At 67.9% G+C, this 16,257-nt stretch carries 12 protein-coding genes; 6 read left to right on the top strand and 6 right to left on the bottom strand.

Annotated elements, in window-relative coordinates; translation table 11 throughout:
- The first annotated feature begins 25 nt into the window (after positions 1-25).
- The gene (locus C1A30_RS23775) at positions 26-2,782 is read left to right on the top strand and encodes an AAA family ATPase (protein ID WP_101950806.1); all 2,757 of its coding nucleotides are present in this window, start codon (positions 26-28) and stop codon (positions 2,780-2,782) included.
- Between the two features lie 90 nt (positions 2,783-2,872).
- Here the strand turns inward: C1A30_RS23775 and C1A30_RS23770 are convergent, their stop codons facing one another.
- A complete protein-coding gene (locus C1A30_RS23770) occupies positions 2,873-5,035 on the bottom strand; it encodes an acyl-CoA dehydrogenase (RefSeq protein WP_101950805.1) in 2,163 nt (720 codons plus the stop codon).
- Between the two features lie 170 nt (positions 5,036-5,205).
- Between C1A30_RS23770 and C1A30_RS23765 the strand changes: the two genes are divergently transcribed.
- Complete coding sequence (locus C1A30_RS23765) at positions 5,206-6,429, top strand: alpha/beta hydrolase (protein ID WP_101950804.1); 1,224 nt, start codon at positions 5,206-5,208, stop codon at positions 6,427-6,429.
- Positions 6,430-6,453: 24 nt separating this feature from the next.
- Complete coding sequence (locus C1A30_RS23760) at positions 6,454-7,872, top strand: wax ester/triacylglycerol synthase family O-acyltransferase (protein ID WP_101950803.1); 1,419 nt, start codon at positions 6,454-6,456, stop codon at positions 7,870-7,872.
- On the opposite strand, the gene C1A30_RS23755 is transcribed toward C1A30_RS23760, so the two are convergent.
- Genes C1A30_RS23755 through C1A30_RS23745 form a run of 3 tightly spaced genes read right to left on the bottom strand, consistent with a single transcriptional unit; the run spans position 7,859 to position 11,547 of the window.
- Positions 7,859-9,106: an alpha/beta hydrolase gene (locus C1A30_RS23755; protein ID WP_101950802.1), complete on the bottom strand. Its 1,248-nt coding sequence runs from the start codon at positions 9,104-9,106 to the stop codon at positions 7,859-7,861. The genes C1A30_RS23760 and C1A30_RS23755 overlap by 14 nt on opposite strands.
- Positions 9,099-10,733 (bottom strand): acyl-CoA ligase FadD12, encoded by a 1,635-nt coding sequence (fadD12, locus tag C1A30_RS23750; RefSeq protein ID WP_101950801.1) that lies wholly within the window; start codon positions 10,731-10,733, stop codon positions 9,099-9,101. Before fadD12 ends, C1A30_RS23755 begins: the two co-directional genes overlap by 8 nt.
- 4 nt (positions 10,734-10,737) lie before the next feature.
- Entirely contained in the window at positions 10,738-11,547 is an 810-nt protein-coding gene (locus tag C1A30_RS23745; protein WP_101950800.1) for a lysophospholipid acyltransferase family protein, read from the bottom strand.
- A gap of 94 nt (positions 11,548-11,641) precedes the next feature.
- Between C1A30_RS23745 and C1A30_RS23740 the strand changes: the two genes are divergently transcribed.
- The 3 genes from C1A30_RS23740 to C1A30_RS23730 are packed head-to-tail and all read left to right on the top strand — an operon-like array spanning position 11,642 to position 14,210.
- Entirely contained in the window at positions 11,642-13,051 is a 1,410-nt protein-coding gene (locus tag C1A30_RS23740) for a protein kinase family protein (RefSeq protein WP_101950799.1), read from the top strand.
- A 15-nt stretch (positions 13,052-13,066) separates the two neighbouring features.
- Positions 13,067-13,849 (top strand): crotonase/enoyl-CoA hydratase family protein, encoded by a 783-nt coding sequence (locus tag C1A30_RS23735; RefSeq protein ID WP_235010357.1) that lies wholly within the window; start codon positions 13,067-13,069, stop codon positions 13,847-13,849.
- Positions 13,850-13,886: 37 nt separating this feature from the next.
- Positions 13,887-14,210 (top strand): hypothetical protein, encoded by a 324-nt coding sequence (locus C1A30_RS23730; RefSeq protein ID WP_101950797.1) that lies wholly within the window; start codon positions 13,887-13,889, stop codon positions 14,208-14,210.
- Here the strand turns inward: C1A30_RS23730 and C1A30_RS23725 are convergent.
- Together C1A30_RS23725 and C1A30_RS23720 are read right to left on the bottom strand one after the other, a co-directional pair.
- A complete protein-coding gene (locus C1A30_RS23725; protein ID WP_101950796.1) occupies positions 14,207-15,589 on the bottom strand; it encodes an HNH endonuclease signature motif containing protein in 1,383 nt (460 codons plus the stop codon). The genes C1A30_RS23730 and C1A30_RS23725 overlap by 4 nt on opposite strands.
- Positions 15,590-15,648: 59 nt before the next feature.
- Positions 15,649-16,221, bottom strand: a complete 573-nt coding sequence (locus tag C1A30_RS23720; RefSeq protein ID WP_101952842.1) for a hypothetical protein — start codon at positions 16,219-16,221, stop codon at positions 15,649-15,651.
- Between the last annotated feature and the right edge of the window lie 36 nt (positions 16,222-16,257).

Below are 16,257 nucleotides of genomic sequence, written 5' to 3'. Positions count from 1 at the left end.
TTTGCTGAATGCAACGATTACCGACATGGGGGCAGTTGTAGGCCGTTCGGATGATCTCAGAGCGATAGCCAACTACTTGGGGGACGCGTGCACATCCGCGTCGGCGCTGCTCATCGAGGGCGAGGAGGGCATCGGCAAGACGACGCTCTGGCTCGCCGCGCTCGCGCAAGCGGGTGAACGTGGCTTCCACACGTTGTCGGCGCGCGCTGCGAAGGTCGAGGCGGACATGGCGTACGGCACGGTGGCCGATCTGTTCGCCGAGGTCGACGCCGAAGTGTTGACCGGATTGCCGGAGCTGCAGCGGGCCGCCGTCGATCGGGTGCTGTTGCGGGGCGGCAGTGACGCCTCGAGCGCCGACGTGCACTCGGTCGCTGCGGCGCTGTTGTCTGTTGTGCAGAGACTCGGCAGGCGCGGCCCGGTGATGATCGGCATCGACGATCTGCAGTGGCTCGACGAGCGCAGTCGCGCGGTGCTCGCATATGTGGCGCGGCGGTTGCGGCGGCGCACGGCTCTGCTGCTCACCGAGCGACCGGAGGCGGGGGGCGCGAGCGCGGTGTCGTGGCTCGAGCTGGAGTCGCCCGACGGGATCCGCCGGATCCGGGTAGGGCCGATAGGCATGGCGGAACTGCATGAGCTGCTCGCTGTGCGGTTGGGGCGGTGTTTCCCCCGCCCGACGATGCGGCGCATCACCGAGATCTCGGCGGGCAACCCGTTCTTCGCGCTCGAACTGGCGCGCGCCATCGACAACGGGTCGTCCGGCAGCGAGGCGGAGCTTCCGCGAACATTGGCCGACCTGGTGCGGATCCGGGTGGAGGACCTCAGCGACGACACCTGGCGAGTGCTGCTCGCCGCCGCCTGTGTCGCAGACCCGACTGTCGAAGCGCTTGCACGCGCGACCGGGACGTCGGTGCGGCGAACACTGGAACTGCTCGACGACGCGGAGCGCCAAGGCGTCATCGTCGTGCACGGCAACAGGGTGCACTACCGCCATCCGCTGTTGGCCAAGGGCGTGTACTCCACCACCGCGCCTGCGCTGCGCCGCGAGATGCACGGCAGGCTGGCCGACGTCGTCACGCAACCGGAACTCAAGGCCAGGCACATGGCGCTGGCCGCGTCGACCGCCGATCCCGAACTGTTGCGGGCCCTCGACAAGGCGGCGTGCTCTGCGCGGGCCAAGGGTTCACCCGCCGCGGCGGCCGAATTGCTGGATCTGGCAATCAAACTCGGCGGCGACACGCCGTCGCGACGAATCCACGCGGCGGAGAACCACCTTCGGGCCGGTGACGCTGCGCGGGCCGGTGATCTGGTCGCTCCCGTGATCGACCAACTGCCGCCGGGTCCCCAGCGGGCTTTCGCGCTGAACCTGCTGGCCGGGACCACGGCGTTCAGCAGCAGCGTCGACAAGGCGGCGGCGCTGTTGCAGCGTGCGGTCGGCGAGGCCGAGGACAGCCCGCAGATGCTGCTCCCGACGCTACTCGCGCTGTCGTTCGCGCAGAGCCTCGCGGGCTGCTACGACGAGGCGCTGCAGATCGCCAAGCGGGCGGTCGGCAAAGCCGAGAAACTCGGTGTCCCCGCCTTGGTCAGCAAGGCCCTGGCCAACTACGTGACGATCAATGCGTTGGACGGCAACGGGATTGACGAAGTGGCGCTGGATAGGGCGCTCGAATTGGACGACCTCGGCCAGGACGTGTCCGCGCCATTCATGGCCAGTGCCGCCAAGGCCCAGTTGTTGGCGTGGACCGGAAGACTCGACGAGGCCAGGGTCGAATGGGAGCGGGTACGGCGGCGCTGCATCGACCACGGAGCGGACAGCGACCTCATCTTCGTCGCCGTGCACACCGCGCTGGTCGAGATCTGGCGGGGCCGGTTCACCGACGCAGGGCAGGCGGCAACGGAAGCCGTTCGTCTCGCCGAGGAACTCGGCGGTGACCAGATGGTGTCCGTCGCCAAGACCATGCGCGCGGCCGCCGCCGCGTACGCGGGCCGGGAAAGCGATGCACGCGCCGACATCGAGGGTGCGATGGCGGCCGTCGAACGGTGCGGCACGACGGGATTGGCGTACTGGCCGATGTCCGTCCTCGGTTTTCTCGAGGTGTCGTTGGGCAACCACGCCGAAGCGGCGGCGGCGTTGTCGCAGTGCTGCGACGACTTCCCCGAGATGCCGGGCACCGAGATCGTCACCGCGTCGTTCATCCCGGACGCGGTCGAGGCGCTGATCGCACTCGGCAGGCAGGCCGACGCCGAACCGATGATCAAGGCGCTGGAGCACAACGGCGCACTGTTCGACCGGCCGTGGATGCTGGCGGTCGGCGGGCGATGCCGCGCCATGATGCTGGCCGCGCAGGGCGAGGTCGAGGCGGCGGAACAGGCTGCGCGCCAGGCACTTACCGAGTTCGGCAGGCTGCCGATGCCGTTCGAGCGGGCCCGTACCCAGTTGTTGCTCGGTCAGTTGCAGCGGCGCAGGCGCCAGAAGATGGCGACCGAAGCGACGCTCGGCGAGGCGTTGCGGACGTTCGAGCAGATGGGCAGTGCGCTGTGGGTGCAGCGTGCCCACGCCGAACTGGAGCGTGCGAACGTCGGCCCGACCCGCGGCGCCGACCTCACCCCGTCCGAGCGGCGGGTGGCAGAACTCGCCGGAGCAGGCATGACCACCGCCGACGTCGCGGCACGTCTGTGTGTCAGCCCGAAGACGGTCGAGGCGAACCTGACGCGGATCTACCGGAAATTCGACATCCACACCCGCGCCGAACTCGGCCGGATCATGGGCACCTCAGGTCAATAGAACTCGGCGAGCAGACGCAAAAAGCCCCGACACGCCGGCGCAAATGGGCGCTTTGCGTCTGCTCGCGGTACTGGCCCTCGCGGGGGAGCACTACTTGAGCAGCGGGTCGCGCGGCAAGCCGAGGATCCGCTCGGCGATCGTGTTGCGCGTGATCTCCGACGTGCCGCCCGCGATGGTCATCGCCCGATTGCCGAGATAGCTGCGCAGCAGCTTCGGCGCCTGGCCGGTGACCGCCGCAGACCCCGACAACTCCATGCCGAGTTCGGTGATCCGCTGTCCGGCCTCGGCGACCAGCAGCTTGGTGACGTTGCCCTCCGGTCCCGGCTCCGCGCCCGCGATGGCCCGACTGGCCCGGCGCAGATTCAGCAGCCGCAAGGTGTGCGTCTCCGCGATGCACTCGCCCGCCCGACGCACGTAGTTGGCCGCGGCGGGGGAGGCGTCGAGCAGCTTGATGAGGTCCTCCGCCGTGAACCCGGACGCGCCGCCGGAACCGCCGCCGATGGAGACGCGTTCGTTGCCCAGGGTCGCGCGCGCCACCAGCCAACCCTTGTTCACATCACCGACGACGTCATCGTCCGGTACGAACACGTCGTCGAAGAACACCTCGTTGAAGTGTGAGTCACCGGTGATGCCGCGTAGCGGATTGACAGTCACGCCAGGGGCTTTCATGTCGATCGCCATCATCGTCACGCCGGCGTGCTTGGGCGCGTCGGGATCGGTGCGCACCGTCGCCAGACCCCACTGGCAGTACTGCGCCAGGCTCGTCCACACCTTCTGTCCGGTGACCCGCCAGCCGCCGTCGACCTTCTTGGCGGCCGTGCGGACCGCGGCGGCGTCGGAGCCCGCGCCGGGTTCGGAGAACAGCTGGCACCACATCACCTTGCCCCGCAGCACGGGCTCGACCCAGCGTTCACGCTGATCGTCGGTGCCCGCCTGCGCGATCGTCAGCGCCACCCACCCGGTGATGCCCATGTCCGGTCGGTCGATGTCCGCGAACTCCTCCTCGATCACCAACTGCTCGAGCACATCGGCGGCGCGGCCCCACGGTTTCGGCCAATGCGGCACCAGGTAACCGGAGTCGACGAGGAAATCGCGGCGCTTGTCCTCGGGGAGCGACTGCAATCTCCCGACCGCGTCCCTGGCCTGGCTGCGGTAGGTGTCGGCCTCGGGCGGCAGCGTGAACGACGCGCCATGGGCCTGACCGCTGCGCTGGCCCTCGACCACGTCGAGCAGCGGATCGCCGGCCTCCTCCATCAGTGCGGCCAGCGTCCTGGCTCGCCGCAGGTACAGATGCGCGTCGTGCTCCCAGGTGTATGCGATCCCGCCGTGCAGCTGAATGTTGTACTGCGCGTTGAAGATCTGAGTGCGAATCGCGTGCGCAGCCGCCACCGCTGCGGGGAACCAGGCGCTGTCGAGGTCGTCGGCGCGCGCGGCGTCCCATGTCGCCGCGGTGGTCTCCTCGGCGTTGACCAACATGTTCGCGGCGTGATGCTTGACGGCCTGGAAGGTGCCGATGGTCCTGCCGAACTGCTCGCGCACCTTGGCGTATTCGACGGCCATGTCGAGCGCCGCCCAACTGACGCCCACCGCCTCGGCCGACGCCAGGATCCGGAACACCGTGCGTGCCTTGCGCGCGGCGCCGCGAATGACCCGGTCCTGGGCGACTGCGACCCCGCGCAGCGCGACCGATCCGACGCTGCGGGTGGGGTCGAGCGACTCCAGCGCCGTCACGGTCACCCCGTCGGCTTTCGCGTCGACGATGGCGACATCCGCACCGGCGGCGATCACCAGCACATCGGCGTCCGGCGCTGCGAGCACCGCGGGGCTCTCGCCGGTGAGCACCAGGTCCGAGCCGATCGTGACGTTGCCCGACAGTGCCAGCGCACCGACGCTGGTGCCGTCGGCCAGTCCCGGAAGCACTTGCGCGCGAACGCTTTCGGATGCGCAGCGGTCGATCACCACCGCGGCCGCGACCGACGGAAGGAACGGGCCTGGGGACAGCTCGCGACCCTGCGCCTCCAGCACGACCGCCAACTCGGCGAGCCCGAAACCCGACCCGCCGTACTCCTCGGCCACGGCGAGGCCGTTCCAGCCGAGGTCGGCGCCCGCCGACCAGATCTCCGACGGATGCGCCGATCCGTTGTCCAGCGCGGCGCGTGCGGCGGCGCGGCTGTTCAACCGGTTGAGCTGCCCGAGAGCGGCGTCGGCCAGGTCGGTGTGTTCCTCGGTGATGGCGAGAGCTGACTTACTCACGGTGGAAGTCCCCTGAAGCGTGTTCGACGTTTGCAGACCGAAGCTAACCCGCAGCGCCGTGACCGCCTATAGACGTGATGCAGGTCACAGGACGATCTTGGATATGCGATCAGTAGACACATTCACCGATGTTGTCGTTTAGCGCTGGGCGACCGGGGTACAGTCGCGCAATGACGGCACGACCGGACACCCGGTATCCAGGCCCGACGTTGTGGACACGTGCCCGATGGTTGCTGAACGCAGGTCCGTCCGACTACATGCTCGCCATGAGCGTCGCATCTGCTTCCCTGCCCGTGATCGGGAAACACCTTGAGCCCCTTGGTGCCGTGGCTGCGATGGGCGTCTGGGGTTATCGGCACGTGCCCGATTTCCTCGGCGCGACCGCACGTTCCTGGTTCGAGCCCGGCAACGCAGAACTGCGCCAGCAGGAACGCGACGCCACCAACACCGTCACGGAGGCCGCACTGCGCGGCGTCGTCGCCGCCAAGGACCTCGCGATCGACTGGCCGGCGCCCGAAAGCGTCCCGCCGCTGTGGAAGTTCCGGCAGCACCGCAGAAGCGTGCACCGCACATCGGTGCGCTACGGCAACCTTGAACCGCAACTGCTCGACGTGTGGCGCAGGAAGGATCTGCCCGCTGAACCGGCGCCCGTGCTGCTGTTCGTGCCGGGCGGGGCATGGGTACACGGCAGCAGGATGCTGCAGGGCTACGCGTTGATGTCGCACCTGGCGGAGATGGGCTGGGTCTGCCTGTCGATCGACTACCGGGTGGCGCCGCACCATCGTTGGCCTGCGCACATCACCGACGTCAAGACGGCGATCGCGTGGGCGCGCGCGAACGTCGACAAGTTCGGCGGCGACCGCAATTTCGTTGCGATAGCGGGATGTTCGGCCGGTGGACACCTGTCGGCGCTGGCCGGTCTGACCGCGAACGATCCCGAGATGCAGGGCGACCTGCCGGAAGGCTCGGACACCTCCGTCGACGCGGTCGTCGGGATTTACGGCCGCTACGACTGGGAAGATCGGTCGACGGCGGAACGGGCACGCTTCGTCGACTTCCTGGAACGCGTCGTGGTCAAACGCAAGATCGCCAAGCATCCCGACGTGTTCCGCAAGGCGTCGCCGATAGCGCGGGTGCACCAGGATGCGCCGCCGTTCTTGGTCATCCACGGCACCGGCGACAGCGTCATCCCCGTCGAGCAGGCGCGCAGTTTCGTCGAGACGCTACGGGAGGCGTCGCACTCGGTGGTCAGCTATGTCGAACTGCCCGGCGCCGGGCACGCATTCGACATGATCGACGGGGCCAGGACCGGATCCATGGCGACTGCAATCGGCCTGTTTCTCAACCAGATTCACCGCAACCGATCGCTCACGCGGGCCAAGCAGGTGATCTAAGCTTCCCCCACAGGGAGGAGCGCGGTGAAAAGGCTTAGCGGGTGGGACGCTGTGTTGTTGTACAGCGAGACGCCCACCGTGCACATGCACACCCTCAAGTTGGCGGTGATCGAACTCGACGACCTCGGCGGCCGCAACTTCGGCGTCGACGAGTTCCGCAAGGTAATCCACGGTCGGCTGCACAAGCTCGATCCGTTCCGCTATCAACTCGTCGAGGTGCCTGCCAAGTTGCACCACCCGATGTGGCGCGAGAACTGCGAAGTGGACCTCGGGTACCACATCCGGCCCTACCGGGTGAAGGCCCCGGGCGGCCGTCGTCAACTCGACGAGGCGGTCTCCGAGATCGCGAGCAGCCCGCTGGACCGCACCAAACCGCTGTGGGAGATGTACTTCATCGAAGGCCTGGCCAACGGCAGGATCGCGGTGCTCGGCAAGATCCATCACGCCCTCGCCGACGGGGTGGCCTCGGCCAATCTGCTGGCCCGCGGCATGGATCTGCAACAGGGCCCGCAGAACGACCGCGATTCGTATGCCACCGATCCTGCGCCGACCAGAGGCGAGTTGTTGCGTTCGGCGTTCGCCGACCACATGCGCCACATCGGCCGCTTCCCCGGCGTGGTGCGCTACACCGCGCAGGGCATCCAGCGGGTCAGGAAGAGTTCACGCAAATTGTCGCCCGATCTGACGCGACCGTTCACCCCGCCGCCGTCGTTCATGAACCACCGCGTCGACGCGCAGCGCAAGTTCGCCACCGCCACATTGGCGCTCGCCGACATCAAGCAGACCGCCAAGCACCTCGGCGTGACCATCAACGACATGGTGCTCGCCATCTCGGCGGGAGCGCTGCGCGAACTGTCGCTGGCCTACGACGGAGCTGCCGACCATCCGCTGTTGGCTTCTGTCCCAGTCAGTTTCGACTTCTCGCCGGAACGGATCTCGGGCAACTACTTCACCGGCGTGATGATGGTGGTGCCCATCCACCTCGACGATCCGCTGGAGCGGGTGCGCGCCGTGCATGACGGGGCGGTCGACGCCAAGGAGGCGCATCACCTGCTCGGCCCCGAACTGGTGAGCAGGTGGGCGGCGTACTTTCCGCCTGCGCCCGCCGAGCGGTTGTTCCATTGGCTGGCCGACAAGGACGGCCAGAACAAGGTGCTCAACATCCCGATCTCGAATGTGCCTGGGCCGCGTGAACCGGGCCGGGTCGGCGGAGCGCTGGTGACGGAGATCTACTCCGTCGGGCCGCTCACCACCGGCAGCGGGCTGAACATCACCGTGTGGAGTTACGTCGACCAACTCAACATCTCGGTGCTCTCCGACGGCGCCACGCTGGCCGACCCGCACGAGTTGACCGATGCGATGGTCCAGTCATTCATCGAAATCCGGCGTGCCGCAGGGCTTTCCGAAGAGCTGACGGTCGTCGAGAAGGCTATGGCGCAGTAGCGTCTACGCGGGTGGCGTGCACCCAGGACAGGAACGTCTCCACCGCCTGGGCGGTGTAGTGCCCGCGCGGTGAGCCGTAGTAGAAGTCGAACGCGTGCTGGGCGTGCGGGATCTCGGCGTAGGCGACGACATTCGTCGAGGTGTCTTTCATCGCGGCCGCGAACTCACGCCCCTCCGCGACAGGGATGATCGAGTCGTCGGCGCCGTGCAGGATGAAAAACGGTGGGGCGTCGGGCCGTAACCGCATGATCGGCGACGCGTCGACATAGATCTGCTTGTGCTCGGCGATGCGCTTCTTCACCACGAACTTCTGCAGAAACGCGATGAACTCGCGACGGCCGGAGCCCCTGGCCGTCACCCAGTCGTAGCGGCCGTAGATCGGCACGGCCGCGGCCACCGAGGTATCGGCGTCTTCGAAACCCGGCTGATACTGCGGATCGTCAGGCGTCAACGCGGCCAGCGCGCACAGGTGTCCGCCCGCCGAACCGCCGGTGATCGCGACGAAGTCCGGGTCGCCGCCGTAGTCGGCGATGTTCTCCTTGACCCACGCCAGCGCCCGCTTCACGTCGACGATGTGGTCGGGCCAGGTGTGGCGCGGGCTGACCCGGTAGTCGATCGACACGCAGACCCAGCCGCGCTCGGCGAGATGGCTCAACAGCGGATAGGCCTGCGGCCGCCGCATGCCGATGGCCCACGCGCCGCCCGGCACCTGCAGCAGCACCGGCGCTTTGCCGTCGCGGGGCAGGTCGGCCCGCCGCCAGATATCTGCGCAGTTGGCCCTGCGATGCGGGCCGTAGCGCACCGTATTGGCCTTTCCGACGTAGCGGCGACGGACCAGTTCGCTGGGCCATACCCCGATCATCCGACGCGCCCTTGCCGGTTGCGATTGCGCCGCGATCCGCTCGTAGTCGTCGCCCAACGTCTGGCGCAGCGGCTCCTCGAAGTACGGTCTGGACGCCACGTTGCGGCGCTGGATCACCCAGAGCAGCGCCCACGCGATCACGGTGAGCAGCAAGGCGATTCGGCCCCTCGTGCCGCGGAAGTCGCCACGCAGCCCGCGCCGTGCCGCGTCGAGCATCGACGCGGCGAGATACACCGCCGACATCTCGGTCGTCGGCCAGCCGAACGCGAACACCGGCAGCGTGATGTAGCCCTCGCGGCCGATCGGCCGCACGCCGTTGGCCGCGTTCAGCAGTTCTGCGCAGGCACGCAGCAGCGGGAAGTGTCTACGCACGGGCCGCGCGCTCCTGCAGTTCGCGGCGCACGATCTTGCCCGTGCTGTTGCGCGGTAGTTCGTCGAGAATCGTGATTTCCCTGGGCACCTTGTAATTCGCCAAGTTGTCGCGGACATGCTGCTTGAGTACGTCCGGGGTAGCCGCCGCGCCCTCGGTCAAAACCACGAACGCGGCCAACCGCTGACCGAACTGCTCGTCGTCGACCCCGATCACGGACGCGTCCGCCACGTCGGGGTGGGCGGTCAGCGTCTTCTCGACCTCGATCGGGTAGACGTTCTCGCCGCCGGAGACGATCATCTCGTCGTCGCGGCCCACGACGAACAGCCGTCCGGCCTCGTCGAGATAACCGACATCCCCCGACGACATGAAGCCGTCGTGGAAATCCTTGGTCTTGCCCGAGGTGTAGCCGTCGAACTGGGTGGAGTTGCGGACGTAGATGCTGCCCGTCCCGCCTCGGGGCACTTCGTTGAAATCACCGTCGAGGATCCGGATTTCGGTGCCGCCTGCCGGCTTGCCCGCGGTGTCGGGCGCGGCGCGCAGATCTTGTGGGGTCGCGGTGGCGATCATGCCCGCCTCGGTGGCGTTGTAGTTGTTGTAGATGACGTCGCCGAACTGATCCATGAAGCTGATCACGACGTCGGGCCGCATCCGCGAACCGGATGCGGCAGCGAACCGCAGTGACCGCCCGCTGTATTTGTTGCGCACTTCGTCGGGCAGTTCCATGATGCGGTCGAACATCACCGGCACCACGCACAAGCCGGTGGCGCGATGCCGGTCGACGAGTTCGAGAGTGGCCTCGGGATCGAACTTGCGGCGGGTGACGACGGTGCACGCCATCGACGCGGCGAAGATCAACTGCGAGAAGCCCCAGGCATGAAACATCGGCGCGACGACCACGACGGTCTCCTCGGCGCGCCACGGGGTGCGGTCCAGGATCGCCTTGAGGATGCCCGGTCCGCCATCGGTACCGCCGGAGTGCTTGGCGCCCTTGGGAGTTCCGGTGGTGCCCGACGTCAGCAGGATGACTTTGCTTTTCGTATCGGTGCGTCGCGGTTCGCGACCTTCGTGTTCGGTGATCAGCTTCTCGACCGTCAGGCCGTCGGATGGCGCGTCGGTCCAGGCGACGATCCGCGTCGCGCCCGGGTTGTCGGCGAGCGCGCGGTCGACGGTGTCGGTGAACTCCTCGTCGTAGATGACCGCGTTCACCCCTTCGCGCTGCACGACCTCGGCCAGTGCGGGCCCGGCGAACGACGTGTTGAGCAGCAGCACGTCGGCGCCGATCCGGTTGGCGGCGATCAGCGACTCGACGAAACCGCGGTGGTTGCGCGCCATCAGGCCCAGCACGTTCGGTTGCCCGCCCGGCAGCGCCTGCAGTGCCGCGGCCAACGCGTCCGCGCGCTGGTCGATCTGCCGCCAGGTCAGCGTGCCGAGTTCGTCGACCAGGCCGGGCCGGTCCGGGCAGCGTTGCGCAGCGACGGCGAATCCCGAAGTGACCGCCATGTTTTCGCGTTGCATCGCCTGCGCGATCCGCAGGTACTTGTCGGGGCGCATCGGCGCGAGCAGGCGGGCGCGACTCATGGTCGCGACGACGCCGAGCGTTTCGGTGAGCCGGTCGGTGATCGCCATGAGCTCAGCCCAACACGGGAAGCGTGCGCTGCGCGGCCAGTTCGTCCAGCGCCCGCTGCATGACGTGCCGGACGTGCGCGTCGACCTCGTCGATGTCGGGGTCCTCGCCGAACTCGGCGACGATGTCGATCGGCGGCAGTACCTGCATGACGATCTTCGAGGGCAGCGGAATGTTCGGCGGGATCACCAGGCTCAGGCCGAACGGGAAGCCGAACGAAATCGGCACGATCTTGGTGCGGGCCAACCGCGCGATCGGGCCAAGTCGCTTGGCCAACCAGGTGCCGCGGGAAAGGAAGATCTGTGTTTCCTGCCCGCCGATGCCGACCGTCGGCACGATCGGCACGCCCGCGTTCAATGCGGCCTTCACGTAGCCGGTGCGGCCGCCGAAGTCGATCTTGTTCTCCGAGAACGTCGGGCGATACACGTCGTAGTCGCCGCCGGGGAACACCACCACCAGGCCGCCGGAGCGCAACGCCTCGTCGGCGTTCTCGTGGTTGGCGCTGATGTAGCCGATCTTCTTGAAGAACTCTCCCGTCGGCCCTACCGACAGCATGTCGTGGCTGAGCGTGTACAGCGGTCGGTCGTAGCCGTGCTTCTCGTAGTAGTGGGCCGACAGGATCGGCACGTCCATCGGCAGCATCCCGCCGGAGTGGTTGCTGACCAGCAGCGCACCGCCTGCGGGCATGTTCTCCAGGCCGCGCACTTCCGAGCGGAAGTAGCGTTTGAGGAACGGCCGGGTGAGGCCCATGACCCGCTGGGTGAGTTCGGGATCCCACTTCGTGAGCTGCGATGGTTCGGCGCCTGTCGAGGCCATCCGGTTCCCCCTCAAAATTAGAACGTGTTCTAGTTAGGGTACATGAGCGGCCGTTCGGTTTAGAACCGCCGATGCAGGGCTACCACGTCGACAAATGACGACGCCAGGCGCCACCGTGGGAAACGGCCGCTACCGGTTGGTGGCTGCCCACGGCGCATGGTCGCACCTGCGGTTCTGGCAGGCCGTCGACCAGGCGACGGGCCGCGAGGTGGCGGTGACGCTCGTCGACCCTGACGGCGCGCTGCCGGAAGAGTTCGTGCACGAGATCCTCGCGCGAACGGTCCGCCTCAAAGGTGTCGACATGCCCGGCCTCGCGCCGGTGATCGAGGTGTTCCACACCGGACGGTTCGGCGTCGTGGTGGCCGAGTGGATCGACGGCGGCAGCCTCGAGGAGATCGCGGCCACCGCGCCTTCGGCCATCGGCGTGGCCAGCGCGATGCAGTCACTGGCCGCCGCCGCGGATGCCGCCCACCGGGCCGGGCTGCTGCTGTCGATCGACTGCCCGGCGCGGGTGCGCGTCGGCGTCGACGGCCACGCGGCGCTGGCGTTCCCCGCGACACTGCCGGACGCGACGGTGGCCGCCGACCTCCGCGGCATCGGCGACGTGATGAGGGTGCTGCTGAACCGCGAGGCCGAGCTGCCGTACCTGGTCGCCACCACGCTCGCGGGCCTGCACCAGGAGGAGAACGGAATCGCCAGCGCTGCAACGCTTTTGACGTTGCTGCGAGCGGCCACCGACAACGAGACCGGCGGCGCCAGGGTGATGCCGCCGCTGCCGACGCCCCCGCCGGGCCAGTACGCGGACTTCAGGAACTTCGGGCCGCAGGAGCGGGCCGCCGCCGCGCGCCGCGGGGTGATGCGGGTGGGCCTGGTGACGACGGCAGTGATCGCCGCGCTCGCACTCGCGGGTCTGGGATCGAGCCTGAACAGCATCCTCGACGAGGACCGAAACGCCGGCGGACTCGACACCGAGAAACTGGGCTTGAACACATCGACGGTCGCGCCACCGCCGCCGCGGGCCGTGGCCAGCGCACCGGCGCCCGGCGAACGGGTGCCGCTCGCGGCAGCGGCGGTGTTCTCGCCAGGCGGTTCGCCCGACAGCCCCGCCGAAGCCGGGGCGGCGATCGACGGCAACCCGGCGACCGCCTGGTCGACCGACACGTACTACGACGCCGAACCGTTCCCCAAGTTCAAGCCCGGCATCGGGCTGTTGGTGCAACTGGAACGACCGGCCGCGATCAGCGCGGTCACCGTCGACCTGAACAGCACCGGCACCGTCGTGCAGGTGCGGGCGGCGGCGAACAACCAACCGGCGGCGCTGACCGACACAGGCGAACTCACCGCACCGACGCCGATGCAGCCGGGACACAACCGGATTCCGGTGAGCGCCTCGGCACCGGTTGCGAACGTCGTGGTGTGGATCTCCACCCTGGGCTCGGCGGACGGGAAGAGCCGGTCCGCCATTTCCGAGATCGAGTTGGAGGCTGCGTCGCCGCCCGCGTGAACGGGTCGGGCTAGCATCACCGGCGTGACAGACAACAGCGAAAATGTAGTCCTGGTCGAGCAGCGCGACCGGATCCTGATCATCACCATCAACCGCCCGGAGGCGAAGAACGCCGTGAACGCCGCGGTGAGTCGGGGGTTGGCGGATGCTGTCGTCAGGCTCGATGACGATCCAGGCCTTTCCGTGGGCATCGTCACCGGCGCTGGCGGTTCGTTCTGTGCGGGCATGGATCTCAAAGCGTTTGCGCGTGGCGAGAACGTGGTGGTCGAGGGCCGCGGCCTGGGCTTCACCGAACGCCCGCCGGTCAAGCCGTTGATCGCTGCGGTCGAAGGTTTCGGACTCGCAGGCGGTATGGAGTTGGCCCTTGCCTGCGATCTGATCGTCGCGTCGAAGGACGGCGCGTTCGGCATCCCGGAGGTCAAGCGCGGCCTGGTCGCGGGCGGCGGCGGGCTGTTGCGGCTGCCGCAGCGTATCCCGCCCGCCATCGCCATGGAGTTGGCGTTGACCGGCGATCGGCTGCCCGCGCAGCGCGCGTTGGACCTCGGCCTGGTCAACGCCCTCGCCGAGCCCGGCCACGTGTTGGAGGCCGCGATCGAACTCGCCGAGCGAATCACCGTCAACGGGCCGCTCGCAGTCGCGGCGACCAAGCGCATCATCGTCGAGTCGCGCGGCTGGAGCCCCGATGAGATGTGGGCGAAGCAGACCCGCATCATGATGCCGGTGTTCAGCAGCAACGACGCCAAGGAAGGTGCGATCGCGTTCGCCGAGAAGCGCGCGCCGAAATGGACGGGCACCTGACGGTTTTCCGGGGCGGCGCGGCGGGCAACCGGTGGGAATGGAACTGCCACTACCGGACTACGACCAGCTGCCACTGACCGAACTGCGGCATCGGATCCGCAGCCTCGACGAGGAACAGCTGCGCGGCCTCTTCGCACACGAGGAGGCACACGGCAACCGCATCCCCGTGCTCGAGTTGCTGCACGCCCGGTTGCGGGAGTTGACGCACGGCGCCGAGCCGTCGCCGGGTGACCCGGCCAATGCACCTGGCGCCGCGCATACGCCGCACGGCTCCACGGTCAGTGAATCGACCGCCGCCGAACCCGGCACCCCGCTGCGGCACGGCGTGGCGAACCAGACGCCGTCGCGGGGGCGCCCCTAGTCACCGTCACCGTCCGGACGCAGCAGGTTCTCCGGGTGGTGGTAGTCATTCACCCGCGATTGCCCACTGTCGAGGTGCGGTGGTGGAATCCATTCGGTGCGGCCGTCGTGGCGTTTTCTTGTAGTCCAGCCGCCGGGCTTGACGGCCCGGTTGTCTTTGGGGCAGCTGAGCGCGAGGTCGTCGACGTCGGTCCGGCCGTTGTCGGCCCAGTCGTCAACCGCGTGGTGTGAATGACAGTTCGCCCCCGCGACGGTGCAACCGGGACGGGTGCAGCCACGATCCCTTGCCAACAACACGATGCGTTGATCCGCCGAGGCGATTCGCCTTGTCCGGCCCAGGTACAGCGCCCGACCGGTGTGCTTGTCGAAGATCGACAGGTAGTGATACGCGTGGCTGGCCAACCTGATCACCGTCGGCATGGGCAGCAGCGTTCCGGTGGCGGTGACCGCTTGGCCGCAGCCGGCTTCGAGTTCCTGCAGCGTGGTCGAGACGACGATGGTCACTGGCAGGCCATTGTGTTGACCGAGCTCACCGGAACTCAAGAGCATGCGGCCCATGGCTTTCAACGCGTCGTGGTTGCGCTGGGCTTGCGACCGATGGTCGTTGTCGATCTGCTGTTGGCTGGGTGTGCCCGTAACGCAGGGGGTTTCGTCGTCAGGATTACACATCCCCGGCGCCGCCAACTTCGACAGGACCGCGTCCAAGGTGGCCCTCGCTTCAGGGTCGAGCCGACCGGTGATGGTGCTGGTGCCGTCGGCCTCTTGTTTCCCGACGGTCATGCCTCTGCGCTTGGCCCGGTCGACGTCGGAGAAGTCGCCATCCGGATGCACGAGGGCCATCAACCGCTCAGCAGCCTTGCGTAGCGTGTCCGGGGTGTGTTCGGCCGCGACGCTCGCCAAGGTGGCTTCGCACTGTTGACGGGTTTCGGGATCAACGGCGTCAGGCAGGTCGGTGAAGAACTGGCGAATGATTCGCACATGGTCGGCGCCGATTGCTCCTGCGGCTTGAGCCGCGGCGACATTCGGCAGTACCGGTGCCAGCGGCTCGCCGGTGATCGCAGTGCGGGGGCCGAGATCGGCTGCTTCATCCAACAGTTTGTGGGCGGTTGCCGAAGCGATGCGCAGCCGATTGGACAACACGTCGGCCCATGACGTGCCTCCGAGTTGTGCCGGGCTGGTCTGGGTCACCAACTGCGCAGTGAGGCGGTGATCGACAGCGCACTGGCGGCGGGCGACCGTTTCCAGGCGGTCTTTGACCGCCAATGTCTGCGCACCGTCGAGGACGTCGAACGACAGCGCCGCGAGGTCGGCCTGGGCCGCGTCGAACCGGTCCACCGCGGCGACGATGGCCGCTGGATCCCCTATGACGCGCGTCCTCATACATCGAACGTTAGTTCGAATCGCCGACAGGTGCAGAAAGTTATCCACAGGCGAAGCGGTCAGCCCGTCAGTGCGACGATCTCCTCGGCGATGTTGCGGCGGGCGCGTTCCTCCCACCGCTCACGCCCTTCCGCGGTGTGGAACAACGGCCCGTCGAGCAGCGCCGAAAGTACCTGCGCCCGCGCGGGTTTGAAGACCTCGTCGGGGACGGCGGCGTACTCCTCGCGGACCGCCTGCGCGTACGCCAGGTATCGCATCGGCTCACTGCCCAGCACCGACAGGTCGGCGTCGCTGAGCACCGCACCGTTGACGTCGTCCTCGGCGACCTTGTGCGTCTTGGTGACGAGCACCATCCGGGCCACCTCGTCGCGGATCGGCGCCGACGCCAACAGGTCGCGCGCCAACTCCGCCGACCGGTCCTCGTTGTCGTCGCGGCCGACGTCGTAGATCGCATCGTGGAACCACGCCGCGAGTTCCACCGCCTCACGGTCGAACTCGATGCCCGCATCGGCGAGCTGGCCGATCGCGTCGAGCATCTCGTGCAGATGCGCCACGTTGTGATGTCTGCGGTGCGTCTCCGACCACCGCGCCAGCAGATCCTCGCGTAATTCCTCAGTCAGATGGGCGGCCACCACGCCAGTGTTGCACCGGGTTGACCTCAACCCATA

Origin of the sequence: Mycobacterium sp. 3519A (assembly GCF_900240945.1) — a bacterium.
Taxonomy (GTDB): Bacteria; Actinomycetota; Actinomycetes; order Mycobacteriales; family Mycobacteriaceae; genus Mycobacterium.
Note: the sequence above shows the minus strand (reverse complement) of the source record. Positions and strands in the feature narration are given on the sequence as shown.